Annotated in this window: 21 protein-coding genes and 2 tRNA genes; 4 read left to right on the plus strand and 19 right to left on the minus strand. The window is 60.3% G+C overall.

All coding sequences use genetic code 11. The features are described 5' to 3' along the window. Positions 1-228: 228 nt before the first annotated feature. The 14 genes from OA2633_RS16015 to OA2633_RS16680 form a co-directional block, all read right to left on the minus strand. Positions 229-531 (minus strand): hypothetical protein, encoded by a 303-nt coding sequence (locus tag OA2633_RS16015; RefSeq protein WP_156776092.1) that lies wholly within the window; start codon positions 529-531, stop codon positions 229-231. A 1-nt stretch (position 532) separates the two neighbouring features. Beyond that, positions 533-5,665 (minus strand): RHS repeat-associated core domain-containing protein, encoded by a 5,133-nt coding sequence (locus OA2633_RS03775; RefSeq protein WP_162010961.1) that lies wholly within the window; start codon positions 5,663-5,665, stop codon positions 533-535. 39 nt (positions 5,666-5,704) lie between these two features. Further along, on the minus strand, positions 5,705-8,572 hold the full coding sequence (locus OA2633_RS03780; RefSeq protein WP_083783184.1) for an Ig-like domain-containing protein: 2,868 nt from the start codon (positions 8,570-8,572) through the stop codon (positions 5,705-5,707). A 147-nt stretch (positions 8,573-8,719) separates the two neighbouring features. Continuing rightward, the gene (locus OA2633_RS03785) at positions 8,720-9,175 is read right to left on the minus strand and encodes a hypothetical protein (RefSeq protein WP_009801163.1); all 456 of its coding nucleotides are present in this window, start codon (positions 9,173-9,175) and stop codon (positions 8,720-8,722) included. Continuing rightward, entirely contained in the window at positions 9,172-9,687 is a 516-nt protein-coding gene (locus tag OA2633_RS03790) for a hypothetical protein (protein WP_009801164.1), read from the minus strand. Before OA2633_RS03790 ends, OA2633_RS03785 begins: the two co-directional genes overlap by 4 nt. Next, entirely contained in the window at positions 9,684-10,604 is a 921-nt protein-coding gene (locus OA2633_RS03795) for a hypothetical protein (protein WP_009801165.1), read from the minus strand. The genes OA2633_RS03790 and OA2633_RS03795 overlap by 4 nt, the downstream gene beginning before the upstream one ends. Beyond that, complete coding sequence (locus tag OA2633_RS03800; RefSeq protein ID WP_009801166.1) at positions 10,604-11,095, minus strand: type II secretion system protein J; 492 nt, start codon at positions 11,093-11,095, stop codon at positions 10,604-10,606. The genes OA2633_RS03795 and OA2633_RS03800 overlap by 1 nt, the downstream gene beginning before the upstream one ends. Then, positions 11,082-11,465, minus strand: a complete 384-nt coding sequence (locus tag OA2633_RS16230; protein WP_009801167.1) for a prepilin-type N-terminal cleavage/methylation domain-containing protein — start codon at positions 11,463-11,465, stop codon at positions 11,082-11,084. Before OA2633_RS16230 ends, OA2633_RS03800 begins: the two co-directional genes overlap by 14 nt. After that, the gene (locus tag OA2633_RS03810; RefSeq protein ID WP_009801168.1) at positions 11,465-12,664 is read right to left on the minus strand and encodes a type II secretion system F family protein; all 1,200 of its coding nucleotides are present in this window, start codon (positions 12,662-12,664) and stop codon (positions 11,465-11,467) included. Before OA2633_RS03810 ends, OA2633_RS16230 begins: the two co-directional genes overlap by 1 nt. Beyond that, the gene (locus OA2633_RS03815) at positions 12,661-14,319 is read right to left on the minus strand and encodes a GspE/PulE family protein (protein ID WP_040612440.1); all 1,659 of its coding nucleotides are present in this window, start codon (positions 14,317-14,319) and stop codon (positions 12,661-12,663) included. Before OA2633_RS03815 ends, OA2633_RS03810 begins: the two co-directional genes overlap by 4 nt. A gap of 24 nt (positions 14,320-14,343) precedes the next feature. Beyond that, entirely contained in the window at positions 14,344-14,790 is a 447-nt protein-coding gene (gene gspG / locus OA2633_RS03820) for a type II secretion system major pseudopilin GspG (protein WP_009801170.1), read from the minus strand. A gap of 12 nt (positions 14,791-14,802) precedes the next feature. Beyond that, complete coding sequence (locus OA2633_RS03825) at positions 14,803-15,504, minus strand: hypothetical protein (protein WP_009801171.1); 702 nt, start codon at positions 15,502-15,504, stop codon at positions 14,803-14,805. Continuing rightward, positions 15,501-17,477: a secretin N-terminal domain-containing protein gene (locus tag OA2633_RS03830; protein WP_009801172.1), complete on the minus strand. Its 1,977-nt coding sequence runs from the start codon at positions 17,475-17,477 to the stop codon at positions 15,501-15,503. The genes OA2633_RS03825 and OA2633_RS03830 overlap by 4 nt, the downstream gene beginning before the upstream one ends. Positions 17,478-17,622: 145 nt before the next feature. Further along, entirely contained in the window at positions 17,623-17,823 is a 201-nt protein-coding gene (locus OA2633_RS16680; RefSeq protein ID WP_083783186.1) for an AlpA family phage regulatory protein, read from the minus strand. Between the two features lie 112 nt (positions 17,824-17,935). On the opposite strand from OA2633_RS16680, the gene OA2633_RS03835 reads away from it, so the two are divergent. Further along, positions 17,936-18,823: a hypothetical protein gene (locus OA2633_RS03835; RefSeq protein WP_009801173.1), complete on the plus strand. Its 888-nt coding sequence runs from the start codon at positions 17,936-17,938 to the stop codon at positions 18,821-18,823. 144 nt (positions 18,824-18,967) lie between these two features. Here the strand turns inward: OA2633_RS03835 and OA2633_RS03840 are convergent. From OA2633_RS03840 to OA2633_RS03845, 3 genes are all read right to left on the minus strand, one after another. Further along, a tRNA-Gly gene (locus tag OA2633_RS03840) sits at positions 18,968-19,041 on the minus strand. A 123-nt stretch (positions 19,042-19,164) separates the two neighbouring features. Beyond that, positions 19,165-19,401 (minus strand): GIY-YIG nuclease family protein, encoded by a 237-nt coding sequence (locus OA2633_RS15745; RefSeq protein WP_083783187.1) that lies wholly within the window; start codon positions 19,399-19,401, stop codon positions 19,165-19,167. A 159-nt stretch (positions 19,402-19,560) separates the two neighbouring features. Next, positions 19,561-19,646: transfer RNA gene (locus tag OA2633_RS03845), tRNA-Tyr, on the minus strand. 141 nt (positions 19,647-19,787) lie between these two features. Here OA2633_RS03845 and OA2633_RS03850 point away from each other — a divergent pair. Continuing rightward, entirely contained in the window at positions 19,788-20,591 is an 804-nt protein-coding gene (locus OA2633_RS03850) for an RNA methyltransferase (RefSeq protein ID WP_083783188.1), read from the plus strand. 2 nt (positions 20,592-20,593) lie between these two features. Here OA2633_RS03850 and OA2633_RS03855 read toward each other — a convergent pair whose 3' ends face one another. Continuing rightward, complete coding sequence (locus OA2633_RS03855) at positions 20,594-21,631, minus strand: GIN domain-containing protein (protein ID WP_009801175.1); 1,038 nt, start codon at positions 21,629-21,631, stop codon at positions 20,594-20,596. A gap of 173 nt (positions 21,632-21,804) precedes the next feature. Between OA2633_RS03855 and OA2633_RS03860 the strand changes: the two genes are divergently transcribed. After that, positions 21,805-23,460 (plus strand): acyl-CoA dehydrogenase family protein, encoded by a 1,656-nt coding sequence (locus OA2633_RS03860; RefSeq protein ID WP_040613022.1) that lies wholly within the window; start codon positions 21,805-21,807, stop codon positions 23,458-23,460. A gap of 1 nt (position 23,461) precedes the next feature. Here OA2633_RS03860 and OA2633_RS03865 read toward each other — a convergent pair whose 3' ends face one another. Next, entirely contained in the window at positions 23,462-24,019 is a 558-nt protein-coding gene (locus tag OA2633_RS03865; protein WP_206740485.1) for a hypothetical protein, read from the minus strand. A gap of 172 nt (positions 24,020-24,191) precedes the next feature. Here OA2633_RS03865 and OA2633_RS03870 point away from each other — a divergent pair, with 172 nt between their 5' ends. Continuing rightward, positions 24,192-25,574 carry a sodium:solute symporter family protein gene (locus OA2633_RS03870; protein WP_009801178.1) on the plus strand — a complete coding sequence of 461 codons (1,383 nt, stop codon included), beginning with the start codon at positions 24,192-24,194 and terminating at the stop codon, positions 25,572-25,574. Position 25,575: the final 1 nt, after the last annotated feature.

Genomic DNA, 25,575 nt, shown 5'->3' on the forward strand with positions numbered 1-25,575 from the left:
CGCGACCTCCGCCCCCGCGCCATTACACGCCGAGGCCGCAGCGCCGGTCAGATTGATGTCATGACAGCGGATATCCCCGCGCGCGGAATAGCCAAAGAGCGCCGCCCCGCCATTGGCGTAGCTGACGCTCTGCCGGCGCGACTGGGCGTACGTCAATTAACTTCCATTGACCACCCAAACAATGAGCGCAGTAAAAAAGCCAGAATATTAGATTGCAAACCCTAAACACTATTCGTCTACAAAAGAAACTAATATTGGGATATCACCACCTCCAATATCATAAGAATTTAAACCGCATCTGGCTCTTGCTTGAATTTGCTCACCCCCCGTATATATGACACTACCCTCAAAGCTCTCAATATTGGATACTATTGATTCAACCTCCACAGAATTAAATGTATCTTTTGAGAAGCCAAATTTTTGAATAGTGTATATGCAATAGTCTTCACCATTAAGACGAGAAACCGCACTGCCATTGCCACATGATGCAGTGAATACAAGCAGGACAAAAATCCAAAAGCCTTTAATCATTTTAGTACTCCGGACTTAGTGTAGGTATTGTACCGTTCAGGACTTCACGCGGGATACCTCGATAGGGCGTAATACGATACCACAAGACCTGATTAAGCCCTGCATCCATTTCAACATGCACCCTATAATTATTGTAGTTCTTGTTATCAATCCAAATACTACCTGGAGTCTCAAAACCAACATATCGCCTACTTCTAAAGGTCCCTATTTTCTCCCCCATCACGACCCTAGAGACTGAAAGATTAAAGGTTACTGTTGTATCAGGCAAGAACTGGTCAGCAAGAAATGTTTCAACACTTCGACGCTCCAACATTTCAGCGGCTTCATCAACATTTCGAATAAGCACTCGCCCGTAGGCTGCGGCCCCTCGAATATCCACAGCGTCCCCATAAGGCCAGACAGTAACCATCATACCTGAAACGTCAGCGGGCATCTCGAAGCTCGCAGCACGGGCGCTAATTTGGGATGACACACCTTGAATTGTAGGAAGTGAACGCGCCGATGCCTCTGGATCACTATGACCCCTTTGATCAGATAAGCTGCCCAGATTCAATTTTCCGCTGCAATTCGCGCCTTCCCGATTGTCTCCATTCTCATCCTTGATCCGTGTTCCGCACAAGCCGCTTGAGTCTCGCAGGTTCACCGGATCATTGCCCACATAGGCGTAGAGATTCATCTGGTCGGCATAGCCGATGGGATCGGTCTGCAGAAAGCGCCCCAACTCCGGATCGTAATACCGCGCCTTGTAGTAATAGAGCCCGGTTTCCGGATCGAGTTTCTGCCCCGTAAACCGGAACGGGAAGCCGCCATCGCCCTCGCCCGCCTGGCCGAAGGGGGAGTAGGTGTGCGTGTCGATCACCGCGCCCGCACTATCGCTGATCACAATCGTGGAGCCCAGACGGTTGGGATGCGCCCAGCGTTCGCGGTCGCCCGCAGGCAGGCTCTGATCGATCATCAGGACCGCTTCATCGACCGAGCCTGGCAGGCGCACATAGCGCCGGAGCAGGGTCGCGCCGTCATATTCGGCGATCTCCTGATTGGCGGCGAACTCAGTGTCCCCGGCGTCGAGATAGCCGAGGCCGCCCATATAATAGAACTGGCTGGTCAGATTGCCGGGCGCGATCTTCTCTGCCCGCGTGCCGTCCGCGTAATAGCGGTAATCGGTCGTGCCCGTGCCCGAGACCGTCGCCGTACGCAGCACATTCTCGGCGTCGAAGACATAAGACCGGCCCCGCCCATCCGAGGTGAGATTGCCATTGCCGTCATAGCTGAGCGTCGTCCCCGCGACAGTCGTGTACTGGTTCAGGCCGTTTACGGCGTAATTATCATTGGCCGAGAAGGACGGTCGCCAGACCAGATCCTCACCGCTGAGCGTGCTCACAAGGCTTTCACTGAGGATCTGCCCCACGCCGTTCGACGTGAAGTCATAGGCGATCTCCGCCCCCGCGCCAGTACACGCCGAGGCCGCAGCGCCGCTCAGATTGATGTCATGACAGCGGATATCCCCGCGCGCGGAATAGCCAAACAGCGCCGTTGAACCATTGGCGTAGCTGACGCTCTGCCGGCGCGACTGGGCGTCATAGGCGATACTGGCGAGGCGCCGCCCCGCAGACGCGCAGGGATCGTTAAAATTCGCCGCGCCCTCTTCGGCGCAGACCACCCGGTTCAGCGCGTCATAGCCATAGGCCACCCGGCTGGCGTCAGGATAGGTGAGCTCAACAAGATTGTTCGCCACGTCATAGGCGTAAGACACCGCAAGCCCGTTCTGATGGGTTTGGGATGTGATCCGCCCGAACGTGTCGTACTGATAGCCCAGCGTCAGCCCGTCATGCACCGCCGTTGTGCGCAAGCCCATCGGATGGGCATAGGCATAGGAATGGGTGACGGTGCGGCCGTTGGCCGAGTGGGTCGGCGCGCCGGGGACATGCCGGTCCAGAAGCTGACCCAGGGCGTTATAGTTGTAATCGATCACATCGCCACGACGGGTGCGCTTGCTGGCCATGAAATCAAGCCCGTCATAGCCATAGGCCTCGTAATCAGAGCTGGACCAGGTGCCCGGCGTCGTCGGCGAGGGGAAGTTCACCTGCGTCAGGCGGTCATGGGCGTCATAGGCGTATTTGGTGACATTGCCGCCCGCATCCATGATCGTGTCGATCTGGCCGGTGGAGGTGTAGGTGGTGTGGCTGTAGCACACCTGTTGCTGGCCCTGGGCGGCGAGCGTTCGCATCTGGGCGCAGTCAAGCGTTGAGCCCGTGCCATTATCATTGCCCGCCCAGGCCTGAATGACTGTCTCGATCTGATTGAGGGCGGTGTAGACTTGGCGCGTGCGGCGCCCTTCGCCATCCTGGGTGACGATGGGCCGGTCCAGCGCATCATACCAGGTGTAGCTGGTGTGATTGTCAGGGTCGCGCACCGAGTAAAGACGCTGGCGCGCATCATAGGTATAATCCGTGCTGGCGATCACGGTGGCGCCCACCAGCTGCTCGGTCAGATCCAGCAGGCCGTGACTGTTATAGGTGTGGCGCACATCCGCCCCGAGGGGCGCATCAATAAAGACCGGCGCAGCGGCGTAGGAGCCATCGGCTTGCAGTGCGCCGTCATCCGGCCCGCCAAAGCCCAGATAGGTCGTTGTGGTGACATTACCGCGCGGATCCGTGACCCGGCGACGATTGCCCGACAGATAGGCGGTCGTGACGCTGGAATAAGGCTGGACGCTGGCGTCAAAACCGTTGGCCGTGAGACGCGCGGCGATGACGCGGCCCAGGCCATCATATTCGGTCAGCGTGCCGACAATCGCGGTGGATGCGCTGTTTGACGGCAGGGATTCAAACGTCACCCGATTCAGCGCGTCATAGGTGCGCCGGCTGATGCGGGTCTGCCCCGTGCTGGTGTCGGAGATTTCGTCCTGCACCGGACGGAGGAAACCATCATACCGGATGACCGTCTGAAGATCGCCGCGCGTGATGGTCTGAACCAGCCCCTGGCTCGCGCCCGGCACATAACTGATCGTGGTCGGAGCGGAATACTGGCCGGAGACATTGGGCGGGGTGACCCCGCTAAGCCAACCGGTCGCGGTATAACTGTAGCTCGTCGTGAAGCCATTGGCATTGGTGCGCGTGCTGACCCAACCATTATCGTCAATCGTCTGGGTGAGAACCACGCCATCAGGCCGGGTGATCGTCTCGGCCTGACCGCGCCGCCAGTCATCCAGACTGACCTGCTGGTTCAGCGCATCGCGCACCCAGGCGAGCGCGCCTTGCTGGCCGCTCGTCGTGTGATAGCCGAAGGTGGCGTAAAGCGAACCGTAACGGTCCTCGCGCGTAACACGGCCGAGCGCATCATAAGTGAAATCCTTCCACAGGATCCCGTTGCGCGTCACGGTGTCCGTGAGACCCAGAATCCAGTGGTTGAGATTGTGGGCGTAAGTGGTGGCGATGATCCGGGAGCCCGATTGAACAGAGCTCGACCGGGTGACGCTCACCGGGTTGCCGAAACTGTAGTTCGAGGCGGTTTGCGTCGTGTTGAACGCTCGCAGCGTGGTGTAGGAATCCCCGTCCTGGGACAGGACCTCGGTCGTGACATGGCGCGGACGGTCGAACTTCGCGGCGTTCTCGTTGAGCAAGAGCTGGGAGCCCAGCGAAGCCTCTGCAGTCATCGTGTAGTCCACGGAGCGGACCAGCACGCCGTCAGCATAGGTTTCCGTGCGTGACAGCATGCCTTCAAACAGGCCGCCGCGGTGATAATGCGTGCGCAAACGCTCACCCGTCGGCAGCGTCACCTCGCCCCATTTCGTGGCCGGAATCGCCCCTGAGGTATAACCCGAATAGGCATAGGTCCACGTGACGGGACTGGCGCCGCGATCGCTCAGGCTGCGTGAGATCAGCGACATGTGGTCGTAATAGGGTTTGTCATCGGCCAGATGATCGGAAATGCAGCTCGCGGTCATGCTGTCATTGATCACATCCCCTTTCAGATGACGGGTTTCACGGAAGGTGAAACTGCCTGTCACGCCATCGGGATGGGTGACCGAGATGGTGTAATCGGGCGCTGCGCAATCATGTTCCGAGCGCGCGCCTGATCCGAATGCGTTCATGCTGAACGACCAGGACCGGTTATCGGGCAGCGTGACCGTTTCAAGCAGGGAGCGCCCGTTCACCAGCGTATAATCGTACACCCAGTCCCGACCGTTGACGCTGACGGTGGTTACAAGACCGTCCGAGCGTCGGGTGAGCGTGATCTCGCGTCCGTCATTGGAATGAATCCGCGTCAGGCGGTTCTGGGCGTCATACTGGTAGCGCACCCAGTTGCCGTTCACATCGGTGACCTCGGTGGCCAGCAACACGGCATCCACCCGGCCAAGCGCGCTGCTCTTCTCACCCTGGGTGACGGGAATGGCCGTCTGCGGCGCCCAGTCAAACAGATCAAAACGGTATTGGTCGCCATTGGGCGCGTGGGCGATCATGCCGCTTTGCGCGCCTGTGGCTGTGGCGCACTCGAACCACCAGAAATCGCGTGTCACCGCGACGGCTCCGCTGGGCCAGCTCACCCCGGAAGGAGAGGCCAGCAAGCGCTGGGACCCGCGACCCGGCACGGTCATCGTCATGCCATTGGAGATCTGGTACCCCTCGAAGAAGGGGTCCTCGAGCGACGGCGCATCGCCCGGAAATGTGTAGAACGCGCCTGCAGGCAGCGGCAACGCACACATGTCCGGCCCTGTGCTGGCGGCGGTATAATGGCGCGACAACTCGGTCAGCTCGATTCTGGGCAGCTCGAGAGTCCAGTCCGAGAAATCGTTCGAGATCGTTCCGCCAAAGGTCAGCGCATCAAGGTGAGGAAACGGGAAATCCTGGCCCCTTGATCGACGCAAGGCGACCTCGAGCCCGGAGTTCCCGGGTATTGAAACATCCACATGTTCAAAGCTGACCGACCCGGTGTTCAGATCAACGCTATCCCCCAACAGACCATCTGAATGCATCTGGAGGCGGTCTTCAACATTGGCCCGCTTGATATGCTCGACCGCAATCGTGGCGGGCGGCGCCTCCTCCTCTCCGCCGCCCTGCGCCTGAGCGTTGGACGCGCCCAATGCGCAAGCGGCGAGCACGCACGCCAGGGTGCTGACACAAGATTGAAGCATGGACTGTTCCAGTATTCTGATCCGCATGACCGCCCCCGGTTAGAAGCCTGGCAGGCAGATAAATCCGCCGCAGCCACCTGTTACATTCACGGTCACGGTCGCCGTATCTGTACCGCCTTGCCCGTCACTGATGGTGTAGTTGAAAGTGTATGAGCCAGCCTGCTGCGGTGCGAAGTAACTCACCGCTTTCTGGTCCGGCATCACCTGGGCGCTCGCCCCTCCGCTCACAGCGCTAACGCCTGTCACCAAGAGATCATCATCATTGAGATCGGTATCGTTGCTGAGAACAGGCAACACCAGGATCTCACCCGCGGTCATGGAATATGTGTCATTGACCGCGTTCGGGGCCTGGTTCGGCGGTGCGCTCGTGGTCACAGTCACGGTCGACGTATCGCTGCCCCCGCGACCATCAGACACCGTATAGGTAAAGGTCGAGCTCGCGGGACCCATCGGCGCGACAAATCGCGCCTGGTTGCCATTCCTGCTCACAGAACCCCCACCCGAAACGCTTGACACGCTTGCAAGCGAGAGGCTGTCGCCATCCGGATCGCTGTCATTGCCCAGAACGCTGAAGTTCGTCGTAGAGCCGGACGCCACCGTATAGCTGTTATCGACGGCTATAGGCGCCTGGTTCGGCGGTGCGCTCGTGGTCACAGTCACGGTCGCCGTATCGCTGCCCCCGCGACCATCAGACACCGTATAGGTGAAGGTCGAGCTCGCGGGCCCCGTCGGCGCGACAAATCGCGCCTGGTTGCCATTCCTGCTCACAGAACCCCCACCCGAAACGCTTGACACGCTTGCAAGCGAGAGGCTGTCGCCATCCGGATCACTGTCATTGCCCAGAACGCTGAAGTTCGTCGTAGAGCCGGACGCCACCGTATAGCTGTTATCGACGGCTATAGGCGCCTGGTTCGGCGGTGCGCTCGTGGTCACAGTCACGGTCGCCGTATCGCTGCCCCCGCGACCATCAGACACCGTATAGGTGAAGGTCGAGCTCGCGGGCCCCGTCGGCGCGACAAATCGCGCCTGGTTGCCATTCCTGCTCACAGAACCCCCACCCGAAACGCTTGACACGCTTGCAAGCGAGAGGCTGTCGCCATCCGGATCACTGTCATTGCCCAGAACGCTGAAGTTCGTCGTAGAGCCGGACGCCACCGTATAGCTGTTATCGACGGCTATAGGCGCCTGGTTCGGCGGTGCGCTCGTGGTCACAGTCACGGTCGCCGTATCGCTGCCCCCGCGACCATCAGACACCGTATAGGTAAAGGTCGAGCTCGCGGGCCCCGTCGGCGCGACAAATCGCGCCTGGTTGCCATTCCTGCTCACAGAACCCCCACCCGAAACGCTTGACACGCTTGCAAGCGAGAGGCTGTCGCCATCCGGATCGCTGTCATTGCCCAGAACGCTGAAGTTCGTCGTAGAGCCGGACGCCACCGTATAGCTGTTATCGACGGCTATAGGCGCCTGGTTCGGCGGTGCGCTCGTGGTCACAGTCACGGTCGCCGTATCGCTGCCCCCGCGACCATCAGACACCGTATAGGTGAAGGTCGAGCTCGCGGGCCCCGTCGGCGCGACAAATCGCGCCTGGTTGCCATTCCTGCTCACAGAACCCCCACCCGAAACGCTTGACACGCTTGCAAGCGAGAGGCTGTCGCCATCCGGATCACTGTCATTGCCCAGAACGCTGAAGTTCGTCGTAGAGCCGGACGCCACCGTATAGCTGTTATCGAAGGCTATCGGCGCCTGGTTCGGCGGTGCGACCACGTTGATGTTGAAGCCACAATTCACCGTACCCCAACGTCCGTCATTAATTCGGCAGTTCAGGATCGCCTGCCCCGTGGAGGACGGGGCCTTGAGATGAATCGTCTGACCGTCCTGGCTGATCTCGGCTCGATCGAAAGCCAGCAAGAGCACGTACACATTTTCAAACTGCAGCTGATCCCCATCCGGATCAGACGCGCCGAGGTCCACCAAGGTCAGATCAAGTTCCTCACCGGGAGCCATTTCAATCGAAGGTGGCATTGGGGAGGTCAGAACAGGTTTGCGGTTGACCGTCAGGGTCAGCTGGGCCGCATCCTGCTGACCGGAAGCGTTTTCAACAGTGTAGCGGTACACCTCGGCTTGATAGGCTCCCGAGGTCGGATAGCTCCCATTGTCTATGATGCGAACACGGTTGTTCACGACAGATGCCGTACTATTGCCAGATACTCGCTCAACCGAAATCAAGGTCAAACCCGTCCCGGCATCATTCGCCAGGACATCAAAGCTCTTGGTCTCGCCGACAACCATGAAACCCGTATCACCCGTCGCGAAATCGCCCGGTGTGGGATCTGGGTCAGGACCGGGATCAGGGTCAGGATCGGGATCGGGATCGGGATCGGGATCGCCGCTTGTCTGAACCGTGAGTTGAACTTGGGCCTCATCTGTCAGGCCGAACGCATCCTCAATGCGATAAGAGAACCCATAGTTTCCGTTTACTCCAGGCGCCGTGATCCGAACCTGCCGACGATCATCTTGAAGCTGCACGCCTAGAGCGCCCGAGGAGGCGGCAGGCACAGAGCCCTGAGTGACAGAGACAATGCGGATGGGATCGCCATTGGGGTCATCATCTGCGCTTCCGCTCCCGTGAACGGCGAGCAAGTCAAAGAGCCCGGTCGCCCCAGGAGCAAGGACAATCGTGTCACTGGCAGCTACCGGAGGCTGATTGCCGGCGCAACTCCCATCGCCCGCAAGCACGATCCGCTCGGTGCGGTTCCCCGCAGCGTCATAGAAATACCGGATAGTGGAGCAATCGCTATAGCTTGCACGGATGAGCCGGCCTCGTTCGTCATATTGATAAGATTGGGCGGCCGCATGAGAGGCGCAAACGACAAAAAGCGCCCATAAGGCAAGCGACCGAACAATCATGAGATTCCCCCTCAAATCCCGTAAAAAGAGATTTGTGAGGCAGAAAACACCGATTGAGGCGCATCGCGCAAGGGGCGACTAACAAAAAATTTATCACCTGCGGCGCGCAAGCTCGCAGTCTTCCGGATTAATCGACCCGAGGTTTCATCAATCAAACAAGCTGATAGTCTGTGTCTGCTCGCCTTCAAATCGCACAGAGTCCAGCCCTATAAAGGCGACACGTCCCGCTTCGGTCTCGCTCCCGACCTGGAGTGTGCTTTCAACGCCATCCAGCAGCACAACCGCAGATCGCTCGCCATTTTCGACAACAATACCGATCAGATCGATGACGACATCTCTTCTGGGCGGCGTCGGAGCAGGCTCTGGGGCAATCACCGGACGTGCATAAGGCTCGCGGTCAGGCGAAAAGGGCGAGCCTAGAGACAGAGCGACCGGGTCTGGCTCAGCCCGATTCTGGACAGGGACCGGAATGCGCTCCGCAGCCCACGTATTTTCAGACAAATCTTCAGGCGAAAATGGCGCGAACACGCCCGAAACGGCCACAGCCAAAAGCGCCACAGCCGCCAAACCTGGGTAAATCTCTGCGCGAAAATGGCGCATCATTCCGCCCCCTCCCGGTCAACGAGAACCACGAACTCCGCAACAAGCGCGAGCGTATCTTCCGGGCGACGCAAACCTATGACCTCGACAGAGAGCGACCGGACTTGAACAGGCTGCAGGTCTTCACTGAGACGGTTGAGCGCCTCATCCAGGTCAATGAGATCACCTCGCCCCTCTACGCGAACAACAGCCCAGCTAAAGCCGCTCTCTTCAGTCTCAATCTGCGAAGCGTATCGCGCTCCCTCAAAGCCCTCAAAAGCTCGCCTTACGCCTTGGTCTAGTCGGGAAAGGACAAACGACGGGTCCCCCGAGACAGACGCAAACTCAATATCGCGCACTTCAGGAAAGCGTCTCGCCAGCTCTGAGGATTGGTCTTTTAGGCGTTCCAGCCTGTCTTTCTGCGACTGTACGGAGGCAAACCGGTCGAACAGCGTGGAAGCGGGTTGTAGAAAAACGAAAACGAACAGCGTTAGCAGTATCAAACCAGCAGCGGCTTTGGAGACAGATGGGGTCATTCCGACGCCTCCTCAGAGAGACGTTGAAACTGCAGCCCGGCGCTCTCGGCGCTGCCTGTGACCTCAGTGGAGCGCCACCAGCCCCCGATCTGAACATCAACGCTTTCGGGCGCCTCCTCGCGAAACACCATTCCCAAATGGTCTGGGGACCAGGTCAGACTTCTCAGAGCGGCAGCCGGGGGAAGGTCTTGCATGATCGCGGTCAAATCAGACCGAAGGGTCGAAATCGAGCTATAGTCCAAACCCGCCCCGAGGGCGCTATTCAGCTCAGCCTGGGATAAAGCGTCCCGTAACTCCACAAGGTGAGTTCGGGCTTTAGCTTCACGCTGGGTCAAGAGGTCGCTTTCACGCTCAAGCGCGCTGTTCCAGCTGACCAGGGCCAGCCAGAGGGCGCCCGTAAGAGCCGCCCAGCTCCCGTAACTCAGCCCCAGTTGGCGAATATGGCGTTTATAACCGGCCTCGCTCAGGACCTTTAGTTCCGGTTCGCTCTCAAGCGCAAAACTGACCGAGCGAGCGCCCCCTTTCAGAAGCTCCTCGGTCCAGGCCTGAAGATCGGAATTGCGGAACGCGACAATGGCATAACGGGCGCTCTCTTCCTTTTGCTCTGGAGTTTCTCCCATCACCACAGTCAGCTGACGGGGCGGAAGCGGCAACAGGGAGTCCAGCTTAAGCGCCAAGCCCCGCTTGTGCTGATCGGCTTCGCCCTGCGGCAAGGTCATGCGAGTGCGAAAACCAAGATGATCTGGCATCAGGCAGAGAACATCCCGCCCCTGAACGGACACCTGATGGCGTTCACGCCAGCCTATGCGTTGTTGTGCCGGCTCCAGAAGCGCACGGACTTCCCGAAGCCACCACCGCAAGGCCCGTTCATGGAAGCTGACTTTGGCGTAGGGGGTGGGCTGATACTCAAATCTCATCAGCGACACCGTTTCGCGACGCTGTCATAGCGGCAGTTGAAAGGAATCTCTCGCGTCCTTGGAAAAGCGATAAGCAGCTGATTGTTCTGAGCGGATGCAAGCGTCATGACATGATCGTTAAAGCTCCAGTCCGCCGCAACGATCTGAACAAGATCGCGTTCAAGACTGACGCCATTATGCGTCAGGCTTAGTGAGGCGGCGCCCTCCGGCTGAAGCGCGACCTGGAGCACTGAGTAATCCCCTCTTCGCAGTTCAAGCGCGTCAGGAGCCAAGCTCCCGGCATCGCTATCTGCTGCTTCCAAAAGGCTCAGGAACCGGTCAAGGCTGCGATACTCACGCAAGGTTTCGACTGAGCCCGTTACGCGGTGATAGGCGCGCGCGGTAAGCGACAGAAGCTGACCGACCGAGACGATCAAAGTGCTGGCCACAGCCAGCGCCACAAGCATTTCCGTAAGCGTGAAACCTGCCTGGTTTTGGTCAGTCTTCTTCATCTTCAAACCCCCGACGATACCCGACCAGGGAGACGCTCCTGATGTCCTGCCCCACACGCCATGGGACTTCGATGCGGACCTCAAAGACATCATCGCCAATCGCCAGAGGCGAAATAGTGCGCGTCCAGACCAGACCGTCCTCACCATAGGGGCCTTCCGTCGCCAGCTCCGCCGGGTCGCCGGTTCGCGCGCTCCAAAACAGCGTCTCCGCCATCTGGAGCGCAAAGAAACGCTCTTGCGCTTCGGTGCTGGCGCGAACAGCCGTTCGCACGCCCGCCAGGACGCCGACTGCCGCGGTGGCGACCACGACAAACGCGACAACGGTCTCGACCAGAGAAAACCCGTCTTCTTTCGATGGCTGTGTTCTCATCAGATCACCCCATCGCCAATACTCGCGAGCCCGCCCAGGAAGCTGGTCATCACCCACGCAAGAAATCCGCCCATAGCCACGATCAGCGCTGGTCCTGCTGCCGCAGCCAGGCGGTCGAGACGTCGAAGCGCACGCCCCAACATGATTTCGCTGGCGCGCACGACCATGGGCCCGAGCGTGCCCGTCTCTTCGCCGACCATCGCGAGGTGGCTGATTTCATGGGGCGCGTCTTTGACCGCCATCAGGGCTCCCGCCATGCTGGCGCCATCGCGCAGCGCCTCGCCGCAGACCTCAAGTTTCTTGCGCCAATATGCGTTGGCCACGGTCGCGCGCGCGAGATCCACAGCTTTCGCCGCCGGCGTTCCCCCTGCGAGCAACGCGCCTAGCGTCTGGGCGAAAGCGCCGATATTGAGGTCCCTGACAACACCTTTGACCAAGGGGATACGCGCCCGCAGGACCGCCAGCGCAAACTTGACCGCCGGTCTTTGGAACACCCAGACAAGACCCGCGCTGACAGCGATGAGCGCCAGAACGACAACGACCGCCTGCTCACGCACAAAAGCCCCGAAGCCCAGCACCATGCGCAAGCCATCTGCCTTGCCGTTGGTCGTCTCGGCCAATAACGGCTCCAGAGCCGGGCCTGCGACGAGAGACAAGGCGATCACGGCAAAAAGCGAGAGCACAAGCAGGAAGCTCGGATAGGCCATCGCGGATCGCAGGCGTTTGACGAATTCCGCCTGACTGCGCAGCACTTTCGCGCCTGCCCTCAGGGTCAACTCAAGCTCACCTGACAGCTCACCAGCCTTGGCGAGCTCGGCGGCGAGCTGGATATCATTCGCGTCGTCCACACGGGCGGCTGCGCTCAATTCAGCCCCGGCGTCCAGACGATCCGCCATGAGGCGCGCCAGCCTTGCAACTCGCGGCGTCACCGCCTCACCGGACAAGACATCGAGCGCTCGGCGCAAAGGCACGCCGGCCTTATGAAGCGCGGCGAGATCATCCATGAAGTCCGCAAGCTCCAAGCGGCCGGGACGCGCGGAATCCAGAAAGCGCAGCAAGCCTCTAGCATCCGCAATCCGAACCGCGAGCTCGCCGCGGCCTTCGAGAATGCGCGCGGCGTCCTCTGGAGATGCGGCTTCAACGAGCCCTTTGCGGGCCTGTCCCGAGCGTGTCAGAGCGCTATAGCGATATCGGGTCATGAGCTCAGAACCCGCATCAGTTCAGTCGGCGACGTCTGCCCCGTCCTGACCTTCAGCACGCCATCCTCTATGAGGGAGTTCGGCATCAACCGCTTGGCGTGGGCCGAGAGATCTTCGTGTTGCCTGATCGATTGGGCGAAGTCCTCATTGGCCTGAAAGGCTTCCGCAATCACGATTCGCCCTTGATAGCCGGTCTCAGAGCAATAGGCGCAGCCCTTGCCCTCGAACACCGCCTCCCCTGCTTCGAGCCCCAGAGCTGCGGCCTCGCTTGCTGTGGCCTGACTCTCGGTCTTGCACTCCGGGCAAAGCCGTCTGACCAGACGCTGGGCGACAACGCCCCGCAGACAGGCCGACAACTGAAACGCCTCAACGCCCATATCAAGAAGGCGCGGCACTGCCCTGCTCGCATCGATCGTGTGAAGCGTCGCGAGCACCAGATGCCCTGTCAGTGCAGCCTGGATGGCCGTCGCTGCGGTCTCGCCATCGCGAATTTCTCCCACCAGAATGACGTCCGGATCCTGCCGCAAGAAAGCACGAATAGCCGAGGCGAACGTCACTCCTGCTTTCGGGGCGGTCTGGACCTGTGTGACGTGCTCGAAATGGAACTCCACCGGATCCTCGACCGTGATGATCTTGCGATCATCCCTGTGCAGCGCCTCAAGGGCGGCGTAGAGGGTGGTCGTCTTTCCCGACCCGGTTGGGCCGGTCACAAGAAACAGGCCATGCGGCCATTCAATTGCGCCGTTCAGCAGATCAAGCTGACGTGGCGAAAAGCCGAGCTTGTTAAAATCGAGCTCGACCCCGCCCCGGTCCAGGATCCGCATCACGGCCGCTTCACCATGAACGGACGGCACAATGGAGACGCGGATATCAATAGGCCGTCCCGCAACGACGACCGTCGTCCTGCCATCCTGTGGCGCGCGACGCTCACCTAGATCAAGATCCGCAAGGACCTTCACACGCGCCATGACGGCATTGGCGGCTTCCAGGCGTTCCATAGCGACCGTGTGGAGCACGCCATCAATGCGATAACGCACGGTCAGCGCATTGGGTCTGGGTTCAATATGAACGTCTGACGCTCGCGCTTCGACAGCGCGCATCAACCAGTCTGCGACGCGGCGCGCGACCGGGGCGTCGCGATCAAACTCAAGGGCATTCCTCAGCGCATCATCTGCGCGGTCGCTGTTCTCCAGCTGCCACCCCTCGCCGCCCTCTTCAAAGAGCTGGCTGTGAAGACGTCGCTGATCGCCCGCTTTTAGAACCCCGATCCGCATCTCGCGGCCCAAAGCAAAACGCAAACCGGAAATCGCTGCGTCATCGAGCGGATCAACAAGCCCGATCTCGGCCCAGTCTTCATCACAATCGAGGAGCAAAGCGCGTCGCGCGCGCAGAAAAGCTTTGGAAACCCGCCGCTCCTCTACCAGCGCCAATGCACTCTCACTCACCTGTGGCTTGGCCAGAGGCAATCCTGTGAGCGTTGAGAATGCCGACTGGAGCTCACCGTCATCAAGCGCGCCGAGCCTGTTGAGCACCAAAGGTCTGGGCTCGCCGCGCGTCGCCATGGCCTTTGCGACCATATCTTCGGATATAGCACTTACCAGACCGCGCTCGCTCAGCCAGCTGCAAACCGCATCGTATGTAAGGTGATCACCCATGGGCGGAGCCCATCCGCCCCGCCATCAAGGATAGCTGATGTCTGTCGCCCGGCCTTCTCCGCCGGCAGCGCCGTCGGCGCCGTAGGACACAATAGACGGCGGAACGTTGTCAGAGTCAGAGGGCACAATGACATAAGGATTGCCCCACGGGTCATTGAGTGTGCGCTCAGAGCGGACATAAGGGCCGCTCCAGCCCTCGATATCAGACGGCGCCGTAAGAAGCGCTTCAATTCCCTCTTCCACAGTGGGGTAGCGGCCAACATCCACAAAAAACTCATCCATCGCAGCTGCAAGCGTTCCGGCTTGAAGGGCTGCTGAACGCTCCTGGCTCGTATTAAAACGGCCTAGTACAGCGGGCGTGATCGCAGCCGCCAGAATGCCCAGCACCGCAATGACGATGACCAGTTCGGTCAGTGTGTACCCAGCCTCTTTCGACGGTTTCGCTTCTTGCCGTGTCTCTTGAATGCTCATCCCTCACCCCTCCTATCCGCAAGCGTTTAATTGCCCGCGATCAATCAAGCGCCAATCCATCATCCGCGACGGATCAAAGCGGTCCCCAGTCATCAACAGAACCATGTCCGCCATCTGATCCTGCCCCTGCTCCACAGCCAGGAGCCTGATCCGCGTACCCGGCGTCGGCCTGTCAAACACGCCCTCGCGATCAACCCCTTCGCCGAATCTGCGGCGACCGCCGAACACAGTGAAACCAGCCCTCAGACATTCTGTGACACGGGCATCTTCAAATGACAAATCCCCAATCAGGCGTATTGGCGTCCCGCTCTCACGGGCCGTTTCGACCTGACTCATCAGTGCCTGGACATGAGAAGTGTGGCTCAGCAGGTCTTGAGCCTGGGTCTCGATCATGTCGAGCTCGGCGTAATTGAGATCGAGCTTCTCGCTCTCCCACTCAAGCGACACATCAAAACTCACGCCCTCAATCGACAGCGTCTGCCGGGCATCATCAAAGCGCAAAGTCCGTGCGTCGGGCTCCTTGGTTAGCTCTGCGGCTGTTAGGACAGCCACGGATTCATAGAGCAGCATCATCTGGACACGCTCTTCTTCCGCACGGACTCGGCGAAGCTCCCCGACTGCGATCATCAAAATACCTGTCGCAAGCGCCCCCAGTATGATCATAGAAATGGTCGCGCTGGCGAGGATATATCCGTCTTCGCCTGACCGGCTCATTGGAACTCTTCAAGTCGGAGGCGCAGACGCTCAAGGGCGGCCGGCAAAGCCAGCCAGACATCCGAGGGTTGGCTCGGATCCGTGATAACAGTCGGCTTGAGCAGAATGACCAACTCTGTGCGATCAACGCTCTCGCTGTCGGATCCGAAGACGCGGCCAACAACCGGAAGCTCCCGCAGAACTGGCACCCCGCGCTCATTGGTCGTGCGTGTGGTCGCAATCAGACCGCCCAGCGCCACCGACTGCCCTGACGGCACGAGGAGTGTCGACGTGATCCGGCGCTGGCGAATGGTGGGCGAGTCGATCCCAGAACTGCTGGTCTGCACCACAGACGAGACTTCCTGAGTGATGTCGATCTCGACAATCCCGCCAGCACGTACATGGGGCGTCACGCTCAGAATGACGCCGGTATCGCGATAGGCGGTCTGATTGACAATAGGCGCGTCCGGATTGGTCACAGAGACGGCGCTCTGGGTGATGACCGGCACCTGGTCGCCCACTTGCAACTCGGCTTGCTGGTTATGCAGCGCCATCACATTCGGCCGAGAGATGACCTCGATCTCCGTGACTGCGTCGAGCATGTTCAGCGTCGCTTCAATATCTGTGTTGAGATAGGTCGCGGAGAAACCGGGAAAGACAGACGCGGCGGTCCCGTCTGCATTGTCGGCGAAACGCACGTCAATCTGCTCGCTGGGTGCCGCGCCCCAGTTCACGCCAAACCGAAACTCATCCTGCAGGCTGACCGAGATGATCGCCGCTTCAATCGAGACTTGCGCTCGCGGCTGATCCAGCAGCTCCACAAGGTCGCGCACTTCAGAAATGCGTGCCTCTGGACCGCGCGCAATGATCTTGTTTTGGCTCGGCACGGCGCTGATCTGCAGGCGGTCCTCGTCATTGTAGGACTGGGAAGAGCTCTGGCTCGAACGTGAGGCTGAGCCCGTGTTCACGCCTGAAGCATTTCCACCATAGACCCCGCCATACTGCCCGTATCCCAACAGCTCCCGAACCGCCGAGACAAGCTCCTCAGGGTCGGCATGACGGACCGTATACACAAGCTGGCGCGGATTACTGGACGCGCGGCGCGGCTGATCAAGTTCCCGAACCCAGCGCTCGACCAGAGCGATGCCATTAGGTCTTGCCGAAAGCACCGCGAGAGCGCTGATCCTGTCCAACGCAATCAGTTCAATCGTTGATGCGTACGGCCCGAGTAGCGGTTCAATGTCCTGGATCAGGTCAGACGGCGCCGTTGACTGAAGCGGGATGAGACTTGTCGAAATCTCATCAAGCCAGTCCACATCCATCAGAGCTAGCGCTTCCGATGCGGCGGTGAGCGCCGCAGCTTCCCCTCTGACGACAATCACTTGCCTTTGATCATCAGCCAATACGACCTGAGCGCCTGTTCCAAGGGCGTTCAAAAGCGTCTCCACATCAGAGGGATGGGCCTGCTCCAAACTCAGCATGGCAACGCCGGCCCCGGCCGGCGCGGCCTGCCCTGGCGTCAGAATGACAGAAGCCCCTTGTTGCTGACCTCCGCCTCTGACCACGGCGATAAAGTCGCCTCGATCAATCAATGAGATCGATAGAGGGGCCAATACATCGCGGAGATTCTGCAACGCATCGCCGCGGGTCGCAACATCCTGCATGCGCAAGGTCACTTGGCCCTGAACGTCCGGCGCGATCGTAAAGTCAGTCTGTAGATGCTCACCCAACACCTGATTGATCACGGTGGCGATGTCGGCATTTCGATACACAAGGGAAAACGGACCGCCCGGCAAGGTATCTGCGCCCCCCACCCCCGCCTGATCAAATGGTTTGAAGAATTCTCCGCGGCCAATCTCATGCACAGGCGCCTCATGCTGTGGCACCGGCTCATCCCCGACGGCTTGTTGGACCTGCGCGGAGGCGAATTCAACCCACAGGCACGCCATCAGACACACCGCTCCGACAACGGCAATTTCGCCAAGCTTCGACATTGTATGCAGTATTCCCCTGCCGCCCGATAAAAGCGGTCAGGAGACATTATCGGAGAAAACCAAGCCGACAATCAACCAATAAGGGAAGCTCTGATCCACGAAACCTGTGGACGCGTATGTTTCAGAGATAGCAAAAGCAGTGCTGTCATTTAGCGGCAGTACAAGCGTTCATCCATTGCCGGACATCTTCCCGACTCCACGCCACCCGCCTTGCCGCCAAACGTCGAGGCCTTGGAAACCTTCCCGCATCCACCAACGCATAGATCGTAGATCGGCTAAGCGAGGTGAGTTTTGTCACCTCTTTGATTTTCAGCATTTGCTCGGTGGCGTCCGGTTCAGAAGTCATGAGTTTCGATCCCCTTGTTTGAGATTGCTTTACAGACCTGGTGCAATTCTGCACCCCAGACCTCCTAGACCGAAGTCAGCTTGCGTTCCAAGGTTACTGAAGAGCAAACGCCATGCCCGCTTTCAAAGACACAGATGCCGACGGTAAGACGCAAAAAAACGAACCGCGAAAAGGTATTACATTCCGCTTCCCGAGCCCTCTTTATGATGAGTTGAGCGCTTCCGCCGAGAGAAACCAGCGAACGATCACGCGTGAAATAGAAGTCAGGCTTACCCGGTCGGTCGATCAAGATGTAGGACGAGGGGGGCGGGAAATCGCGGCTTTTCTTGACCATCTTGGGGCAATGGCCCAGCTGATAAGCTCTCAGATGGAAGGTGAAAGCCCTGCAGCGCGAATAATCGCTATTGAGCAAGCTTTTCTATCGTCCATTACTCGGTTTCTAAGGCTTCCACTCGAAGAAGCACGAGAAGCGTTAACCGGACAGATCCAGCAACCAGATCCAGACAAGTATCATGCTGCACTATCTGCGCGTCAGGAGGCTGGGGCAGCTTCCACGTGTGAACAAGAAGCGGTGCCGCTTGCCTTAACCCATGCGGTAGCTCCTGGCGTGCTTGAGTTCGCAATGGAGCCCCCTACACGGACAATCGCGAATATACAGAGCTTGTTATACCGGCGGGCAATATTGGAACGGGCCGGTGTATCCCCACGAGACTACGCGCTCGTCATTCATGACTTCGAATTCAGCAAAGTGAGCTTTCCTGCTTCAAGCTCGGACGCGCTTAAGAACGGGGCGGTCGATGGTCTGAAACAGGAACAGCTCTATGGCCTCAGAGCCCATCCCGTCACATCTGAGGAATGGGACTGGGCTGAAAATTACGACTCTTGCCTAGCTCAATATCACGATATCGAAAAGGAGACGCTCAGCGCTCAACTGACTGCAAAAGGAGCGCTTCAACTGATCGAAGATCGCTATGGGTTCAAATTTACGGGCAACCCTTAACCGCCCCCCCTTAACAGCTCATGTGAAATCAAGGAGCATGCTCACCATCAAACTCAGCGGTTGCTATTGTGAGTAGAAATGTGAGTAGAACCTCGGCCGAGCCCAAACAAAGCTCTAATAAATCAATGCTTTTCGGGAGGGCGCTGGAGCGGGTGATGGGAATCGAACCCACGTATGCAGCTTGGAAGGCTGCCGTTCTACCATTGAACTACACCCGCGCCGGGACCGACTTGATAGCGCGGCCCGCCTGCCCTTGTCGAGACGGCACAGGCGGCTGAGTTGCAGATGGAAGTGAGGGGGAAGATTTAGGCTTGCCCAGACGAAGCTCGCGCAGCGAGCCCTCAGAGACGCTTCTTCGCAAACGCTCTTCCCGAACCGGATTTAAGATAGGTCTCAAATTCTAGCGCCCGAGCGCGATCTTCAAACCCGATATAGGTGCGCAGCTTCCATGGTCTGCACTTGGATGTATGTCTCACCTGTCCATCATTGTGGGACGACAACCGCTTTTTCAAATCCTGAGTTTGGCCGACGTAGAAGTGAGCCCCACAACGCGATTCAAGGATGTAGACATAATGCATGCGTCACCTCTAACGCATGCTGTGTCCTGACCCTGATTGATTATATCGCGAAACTGAAACGCCGGTAGTCCGCTTTCGCCTACGGCTTCAGCGCGACATCCTTCGCTCGAATGAAAGGTACGGGCTTGCCCAGCCAAAGCTCGCGCAGCGAGCGAATGATGGTGGAGGGGGCTGGATTCGAACCAGCGTACGCCGAAGCGGGCAGATTTACAGTCTGCTGGATTTAACCACTCTCCCACCCCTCCACAGGGTCCGCATCCGCGGCGACGACTGATTGGGAGCTCAGCCGCCGGGCCATTTCGAGGATCTACCGCATCAAGCGATTGCGCCGGAGCGCCAAGGGCTTTAACGAGGCCGCTCCCCGATTTGGAGCGCGGACTATAGTCATGGCTTTTCAACGGCGCAACACCGATAAAAAGGGTTCTGCAGCGCGAAATGCAGCCCGGCGAGACAGCCCCGATCAGGGCTGGATCTGGGGCCGCCATGCGGTCCTGGCCGCCCTGGCTAACCCCAAGCGAAAACACATCTCTTTGCATGTGACGCGCAACGCCGCGACCGAGCTGGACGACACGTTCAGGAAGCTTGCGGACATCGAATTGCCCGGTCAGATCACGTCCCGCCTGCCCGACGGCGCGGTGCACCAGGGCTTTGCCCTGAAGACCAGCGCGCCGCCCGCGGAATCACTCAACGCCGTGCTGGAGCCGACCCACGGTCTTCTGGTGGTGCTCGACCAGATCACCGATCCGCACAATGTGGGGGCCATCCTGCGCTCCTGCGCGGCCTTCGGCGTGCGCGCCGTCATCTGTCAGGACCGCAAATCCCCGCCCTTCTTCGGCGCGCTGTGCAAGACGGCGGTCGGCACTGCGGAGACGATCCCGCAGGTCCAGGTGACCAACATCGCTGACACGCTGATCGCGCTGCAGGAGGCCGGACGTCATGTCATCGGGCTGGCTGGCGAGGCCGAGGCGCGGCTGGGCGACGAGATCGCCGCCCATGCCGGACCGGGTCTGGTGCTGGTTCTGGGCGCTGAAGGGTCGGGTCTGCGCCCGCGTGTGGCCGAGCATTGCTCTTCACTGGCGCGTATTCCCATGGGTCCCAAGGCGGAAAGCCTCAATGTGTCGAACGCGGCGGCGATCGCATTGTATGAGGCGTCCCGCTTTGATCCCCGGATCAATCCGAAACCGGAATGACCTTACCGGCCGGTGGTGAAATCGCCGCCGCCCGAGGTGTGGATGCGGCGCTCGCCGGTCACCGTACGGATATAGGCGTCCGACCCGCCGCTGATGCGCAGATCCACATCCTCGGCCGTGCCGCCGAACCACAGATCGGAGGATCCGGCGAGGACGGCTTCCACACTGATCGCGCGGCCCTGCTCGATTCGGATATCACCGGACCCGCCGCTGGAGACGTTGAGCACGCCATCCATGCTGGCGACCGTCAGGTTGGACGAGCCAGAGCTGCGCACATGAACGTCGGACGTTGCGCCGACGCTGAGATCGCCGCTGCCGGATGCTGCGTAATGCACGCCGGACGGAGCATTGCCGATCTCGACATTGCCGGAGCCGGACACGCTGGCGTCCAGGCTGGCCACATGGCCGGCGCGCACATGGCCGGACCCGGAAATGCCGATCTCCATATCGCTGCCCACATCCCCAAGCTCAACATCGCCGGAGCCCGAAACCGCAAGCTCCGCCGTTTCGCCGATATCACGAGCCGTCAGGGCGCCGGAGCCCGACAGCGCGGCCTGCAAGGCGCCGCCAACTTCGCCGATGCGGGCATTGCCCGAGCCGCGAATGGCGAGACGGGCGTCATTGTCCACATCACCGGCAGACAGTGACGAGCAATGCGAGAGTTCGATATCGAGACGGGATGAATCCCCCATTTCAGCCCGCACAATGGACTCACCCAGTTCAATGGCCGCCGGCGCGGGCGTGGTGATGATCAGGACCGGCAGATCATCAAAGGATTTCGCGTCCCGCCGGCTGCGTCCGACACGCTGCTCGCGCCAGCCGCCATAGCACTGCACGCGACGCATGCTCACGCCGCCGTCAATCGCGAGCTCACCGCCCGAATTGCGAATATCCGCCCGGGTTTCCCCGGAGTTTTCAATGCGGGCGTCCAGCGTGGCGCCTTCAACCACGCGAACCGTACCGATGAAATTTTCAATCTCGACAACCGGAGCGCCGCCCGCTTGCATCGCCGTCGCCAGCGCCAGAACCATGACCGTCATATCGACCCTCATTCGTTGAGTTTTATTGTCAGACCGGCTCCGGATGTCCCCCCGATCGCCGACCCTGCCTGCATGCTGAACGAACACACCCCACGACAACATTGCAGCAGTCTAAACTTTTCGCCATGTCGCTCCTGTCGACAGACACCGCGCATCGCGCTTTGATGCGCGTCATGAGACATCACGCCCCCCGCTCCGACCTTTCCACCCATACTGTCGCCAATCAGTCCGAGCCGCTTGTCGGCGTGAACTGGTATGCGGATGACGCCATGCTCAAGAGCGCGCTGTCGCGCAATGGCGCGGATGTGCATGCCGAACGGCTGTCGTCCATGGGCGCCGAGGTCGGATCGGACGGCGTGCAGGACCTGGCCCGGATGGCCAATGAAAACCCGCCCAGGTTCAAACCCTTCGACCGGTTCGGTCACCGAATTGACGAAGTGGAGTTCCATCCCGCCTATCACGCGCTGATGGAGTTGGGGCTGGGGCATGGCGTGTCCTCCGCCGCCTGGACGGTGGAACAGGCGCCGCATTCGCTGCATGCCGCCCTCTTGATGCTGATGGGCACGGCTGACGCCGGCGTGTGCTGCCCGCAATCGATGACCTATGCGAGCGTTCCCGCCCTGAGGAAGTCTGACTGGACCGGCCCGTGGATCCAGGGCGTCACGGCGGGGCGGTATGATCCACGCTTCCTGCCGCCGGAAGAGAAGGTCGGGCTTACGCTGGGCATGGCCATGACCGAGAAACAGGGCGGATCCGACGTGCGCGCCAACGCCACTCGGGCGGAAAGTGCGGACGGCGACATCGTCACCCTGACCGGTCATAAATGGTTCTGCTCGGCGCCCATGAGCGACGGATTCCTGACCCTCGCCTATGAAGGGGATGGGGATGACGCCCAGCTCAGCTGCTTTCTCGTCCCGCGCTGGACCCCGGACGGCGAGCGCAACACGATCGAGATCCAGCGCCTGAAGGACAAGCTGGGCGACAAGTCCAACGCCAGCTCGGAGATTGAATACAAGCAGGCCTGGGCCCGCCGGGTGGGCGAACCCGGCCGCGGCGTCCGCACCATCATCGAGATGGTCAACCATACGCGCCTGGACTGTCTGGCGGGATCGGCGGGCCTCATTCGAAATGGCGCCGCCTATGCCGTCTGGCATGCAGATCGTCGCAGCGCTTTTCAGCGGCGTCTGATCGACCAGCCGCTCATGCGAGAAGTTCTGGCCGAAATGGCCATGGAGGCCGAAGCCGCGCTCGCCCTCGCCTTCCGCGTCGCCGAGAGCTTTGACAAGGCGGACAGCGATCCCAACGAAGCGGCGTTGGCGCGGCTTCTCACGCCTATCGCAAAATACTGGATCTGCAAGCGGGCGCCCTATCTGACCTATGAGGCGATGGAGGCTCATGGCGGCGCCGGCTATGTGGAAGAGCACCCCCTGCCCCGCATGTTCCGCCAGAGCCCGCTCAATGCGATCTGGGAAGGGTCGGGCAATGTCATTGCGCTCGATGTGCTGCGCGCCCTGGCGCGCGACGAAGCCGCGCGCGAAGCGCTGACCGCCGAGCTGGCGCCCGCCTATGGCCGTCACCCCGCGCTTGATGCGCGCCTGAACGCCCTCACAAGAATGGCGGCCGGAGGGATTGGCGAAGCGGACGCCCGCCGGTTTGCGGAATGGGCCGCGACCGCGCTGACCGCCAGCACCCTGATCCGGGCCGGGCTGGACCCTGCGGCGGACGCCTATATCGGTCGCCGCATTGCGGAAAACCCGACTTCGCTCGGCGCTGGCGAAGCGGCCATTGATCATGAATGGCTGATCAATCGCGCCCGGCTTGCCGTCTAGATCAGGATTTGATCAGCGGTTTGGTATCTGAAGGCCCGACGGACGTGACCTGCGGCTTCTTGCCGGTGAGGGTTTCGCCCAGCGCCTCACACTGCTCAATCACCACGACCTCAAAACCGGCAGCCGCTTTCTCCCGGTCGGAATCCGGGAGACGATCCGCTGCGGCTCCCATCAAGGTGACAGCCGCCGCCAGAACATTGACGACCTGTACCACGGCCTTGCCGACAGCCTTGAGCCTGATCCCGATCCGCATGATGACGCTGCCGGCGCGCGCCTCCAGCAGCTCCACGCTCAGCTCGTGCTGGCTATCAAATTCGAGTTCGGAAGCGCCGGACCACCACTCATCTTGAGTGCTCAGCGCCTCATGCAGCCAGGCCTCAAGGCGGGGCCTGATCATCTGACGGAACGTTTCTGCATAAGCTTGCGGATCATCGGTTTGCGCATCGAGACGCACCTCAAGCTCGAGACGCATCTCGAACTCGTCATCTCCGCCCTCGTCCATCCAGAGGCGGTTCCCTCCCCCGGAGCCATTCGATTGCGGTAGAGAATAATCAACCATGTGCGCCCCCAGCCACCCGATATGAGAAGTATTTACAACCCAGAATAAAAGAGCAAGACCATTCGCTCTTCACCTCGAAAGGCCGCGTCCCGGACGCGCGAGCGAACGCGACTTGCCTGTGCGCATGGAGATCGGCTAACCGCCCTGTTGAACAACTGGAGGGGGAGACGGCATGTCGGCGCTGACGATCGGGCTGATCGCCTACATTATCCTGCAAATGGGCATCGCCTATTGGGCGTCGCGCAAGATCGCCGGGGATTCCGACTATCTGGTCGCGGGCCGGCGCCTCGGCGTTTTCACGCTTGGGGTCTCGCTGTTCGCCACCTGGTTTGGCGGAGAGACCGTGATGGGGGCCAGCGCCGCCATCGCCAATGAAGGTTTGGCCGGCGCGCGCGCCGAACCGGTTGGATACGCGCTGTGTCTGGTCGCGTCCGCCCTCTTCGTGGCCGGCGCCATGCGCGCCAAGGGCTATATGACCCTGGCGGACTTCTTCCGCGAGCGCTTCGGCAAGCGCGCCGAGGTCACGGCAGCGCTGGTCGCCATCCCGACTTCCATCATCTGGGCCGCCGCCCAGCTCATCGCTCTCTCCGCCCTTCTGAGCGCAGTGACAGACCTGCCGGTGACGGCCACGCTGCTGGGCGCCGGAACGCTGGTGATCGCCTACACATTGATGGGCGGTCTGTTGGGGGATGTGGTCACCGATCTCGTCCAGACGATCGTGGTTCTGGCGGGGCTTCTGATCATGATGGTGCTGCTGCTGCAGCGCACGGATGGGCTCGCCAATGGCTTAGCCCTGATCGACCCTGCCCAGTATGTCCTCGTGCCGCCCGGAGAAAGCTGGATCGAACGCATCGACGCCTTCGCCATCCCGATCCTGGGCTCCATTGTCGCCCAGGAGATGATTGCACGCTTTCTGGGGGCCAGAACCGCGAAGACAGCCGTTCGCGGCGGTCTTCTGGCCGGCGGCCTGTATCTGTTGTTCGGCGCCTTCCCGCTGGTCTTCGGCCTCATCGGCGCAGGGGCCGGATTTGACCCCGCAGCAGGCGATCTCTACCTGCCGCTCATGGCGGCTGAGCTGATGCCCAGCGCCCTGTTTGTGGTGTTCGTCGGCGCGCTGTTCTCCGCCGTTCTGTCCACTGTGGATTCCGCGCTTCTCGCGGTTTCCGGCCTGGCCAGTGAAAACCTCTATGGGCGGCTGCGCCCCAACGCAAATCCGCAGGAAAAGTTGATCGCCGCACGCGCACTGACCGTTGTCGCCGGTCTCGCCGCCCTGATCGTCGCCTTTTCCGGGGACAGCATTTACGGGCTGGTGGAGCTGGCCAGTTCGCTGGGATCCGCAGGCCTGTTCGTGTCGCTCCTGATCGGTTTGCATTTCCGCTTCGGCGGCGAATGGAGCGCCCTCGCCGCGCTGGCCGCCGGTCTGGTGACGATCTGGCTTGCGGACTTTGTTCTCGTCATCCCCGGCGGGTTTCTGCTGTCGATCACGATGGCCGCCATCGCCTATCTCGGCGTCGGCTTTCTGGCGCCGGGCACAGCGGCTGCAAGCGCCGAATAGA

This window comes from Oceanicaulis sp. HTCC2633 (assembly GCF_000152745.1).
Lineage (GTDB): Bacteria > Pseudomonadota > Alphaproteobacteria > Caulobacterales > Maricaulaceae > Oceanicaulis.

Excerpts from the sequence above, each read along its gene's own strand:
- OA2633_RS03855 (WP_009801175.1), bottom strand. The coding sequence starts at position 21,631 with ATGACGGTCATGGTTCTGGCGCTGGCGACGGCGATGCAAGCGGGCGGC.
- OA2633_RS03775 (WP_162010961.1), bottom strand. The coding sequence starts at position 5,665 with ATGCTTCAATCTTGTGTCAGCACCCTGGCGTGCGTGCTCGCCGCTTGC.
- OA2633_RS16230 (WP_009801167.1), bottom strand. The coding sequence starts at position 11,465 with ATGAGAACACAGCCATCGAAAGAAGACGGGTTTTCTCTGGTCGAGACC.
- OA2633_RS03865 (WP_206740485.1), bottom strand. The coding sequence starts at position 24,019 with ATGGTTGATTATTCTCTACCGCAATCGAATGGCTCCGGGGGAGGGAAC.
- OA2633_RS16680 (WP_083783186.1), bottom strand. The coding sequence starts at position 17,823 with ATGACTTCTGAACCGGACGCCACCGAGCAAATGCTGAAAATCAAAGAG.
- OA2633_RS03790 (WP_009801164.1), bottom strand. The coding sequence starts at position 9,687 with ATGACCCCATCTGTCTCCAAAGCCGCTGCTGGTTTGATACTGCTAACG.
- OA2633_RS03780 (WP_083783184.1), bottom strand. The coding sequence starts at position 8,572 with ATGATTGTTCGGTCGCTTGCCTTATGGGCGCTTTTTGTCGTTTGCGCC.
- OA2633_RS03795 (WP_009801165.1), bottom strand. The coding sequence starts at position 10,604 with ATGAGATTTGAGTATCAGCCCACCCCCTACGCCAAAGTCAGCTTCCAT.
- OA2633_RS03870 (WP_009801178.1), top strand. The coding sequence starts at position 24,192 with ATGTCGGCGCTGACGATCGGGCTGATCGCCTACATTATCCTGCAAATG.
- OA2633_RS15745 (WP_083783187.1), bottom strand. The coding sequence starts at position 19,401 with ATGCATTATGTCTACATCCTTGAATCGCGTTGTGGGGCTCACTTCTAC.
- OA2633_RS03810 (WP_009801168.1), bottom strand. The coding sequence starts at position 12,664 with ATGACCCGATATCGCTATAGCGCTCTGACACGCTCGGGACAGGCCCGC.
- OA2633_RS03825 (WP_009801171.1), bottom strand. The coding sequence starts at position 15,504 with ATGAGCCGGTCAGGCGAAGACGGATATATCCTCGCCAGCGCGACCATT.
- OA2633_RS03850 (WP_083783188.1), top strand. The coding sequence starts at position 19,788 with ATGGCTTTTCAACGGCGCAACACCGATAAAAAGGGTTCTGCAGCGCGA.
- OA2633_RS03860 (WP_040613022.1), top strand. The coding sequence starts at position 21,805 with ATGAGACATCACGCCCCCCGCTCCGACCTTTCCACCCATACTGTCGCC.
- OA2633_RS03785 (WP_009801163.1), bottom strand. The coding sequence starts at position 9,175 with ATGATGCGCCATTTTCGCGCAGAGATTTACCCAGGTTTGGCGGCTGTG.
- OA2633_RS16015 (WP_156776092.1), bottom strand. The coding sequence starts at position 531 with ATGATTAAAGGCTTTTGGATTTTTGTCCTGCTTGTATTCACTGCATCA.
- OA2633_RS03835 (WP_009801173.1), top strand. The coding sequence starts at position 17,936 with ATGCCCGCTTTCAAAGACACAGATGCCGACGGTAAGACGCAAAAAAAC.
- OA2633_RS03830 (WP_009801172.1), bottom strand. The coding sequence starts at position 17,477 with ATGTCGAAGCTTGGCGAAATTGCCGTTGTCGGAGCGGTGTGTCTGATG.
- OA2633_RS03800 (WP_009801166.1), bottom strand. The coding sequence starts at position 11,095 with ATGAAGAAGACTGACCAAAACCAGGCAGGTTTCACGCTTACGGAAATG.
- OA2633_RS03815 (WP_040612440.1), bottom strand. The coding sequence starts at position 14,319 with ATGGGTGATCACCTTACATACGATGCGGTTTGCAGCTGGCTGAGCGAG.
- gspG (WP_009801170.1), bottom strand. The coding sequence starts at position 14,790 with ATGAGCATTCAAGAGACACGGCAAGAAGCGAAACCGTCGAAAGAGGCT.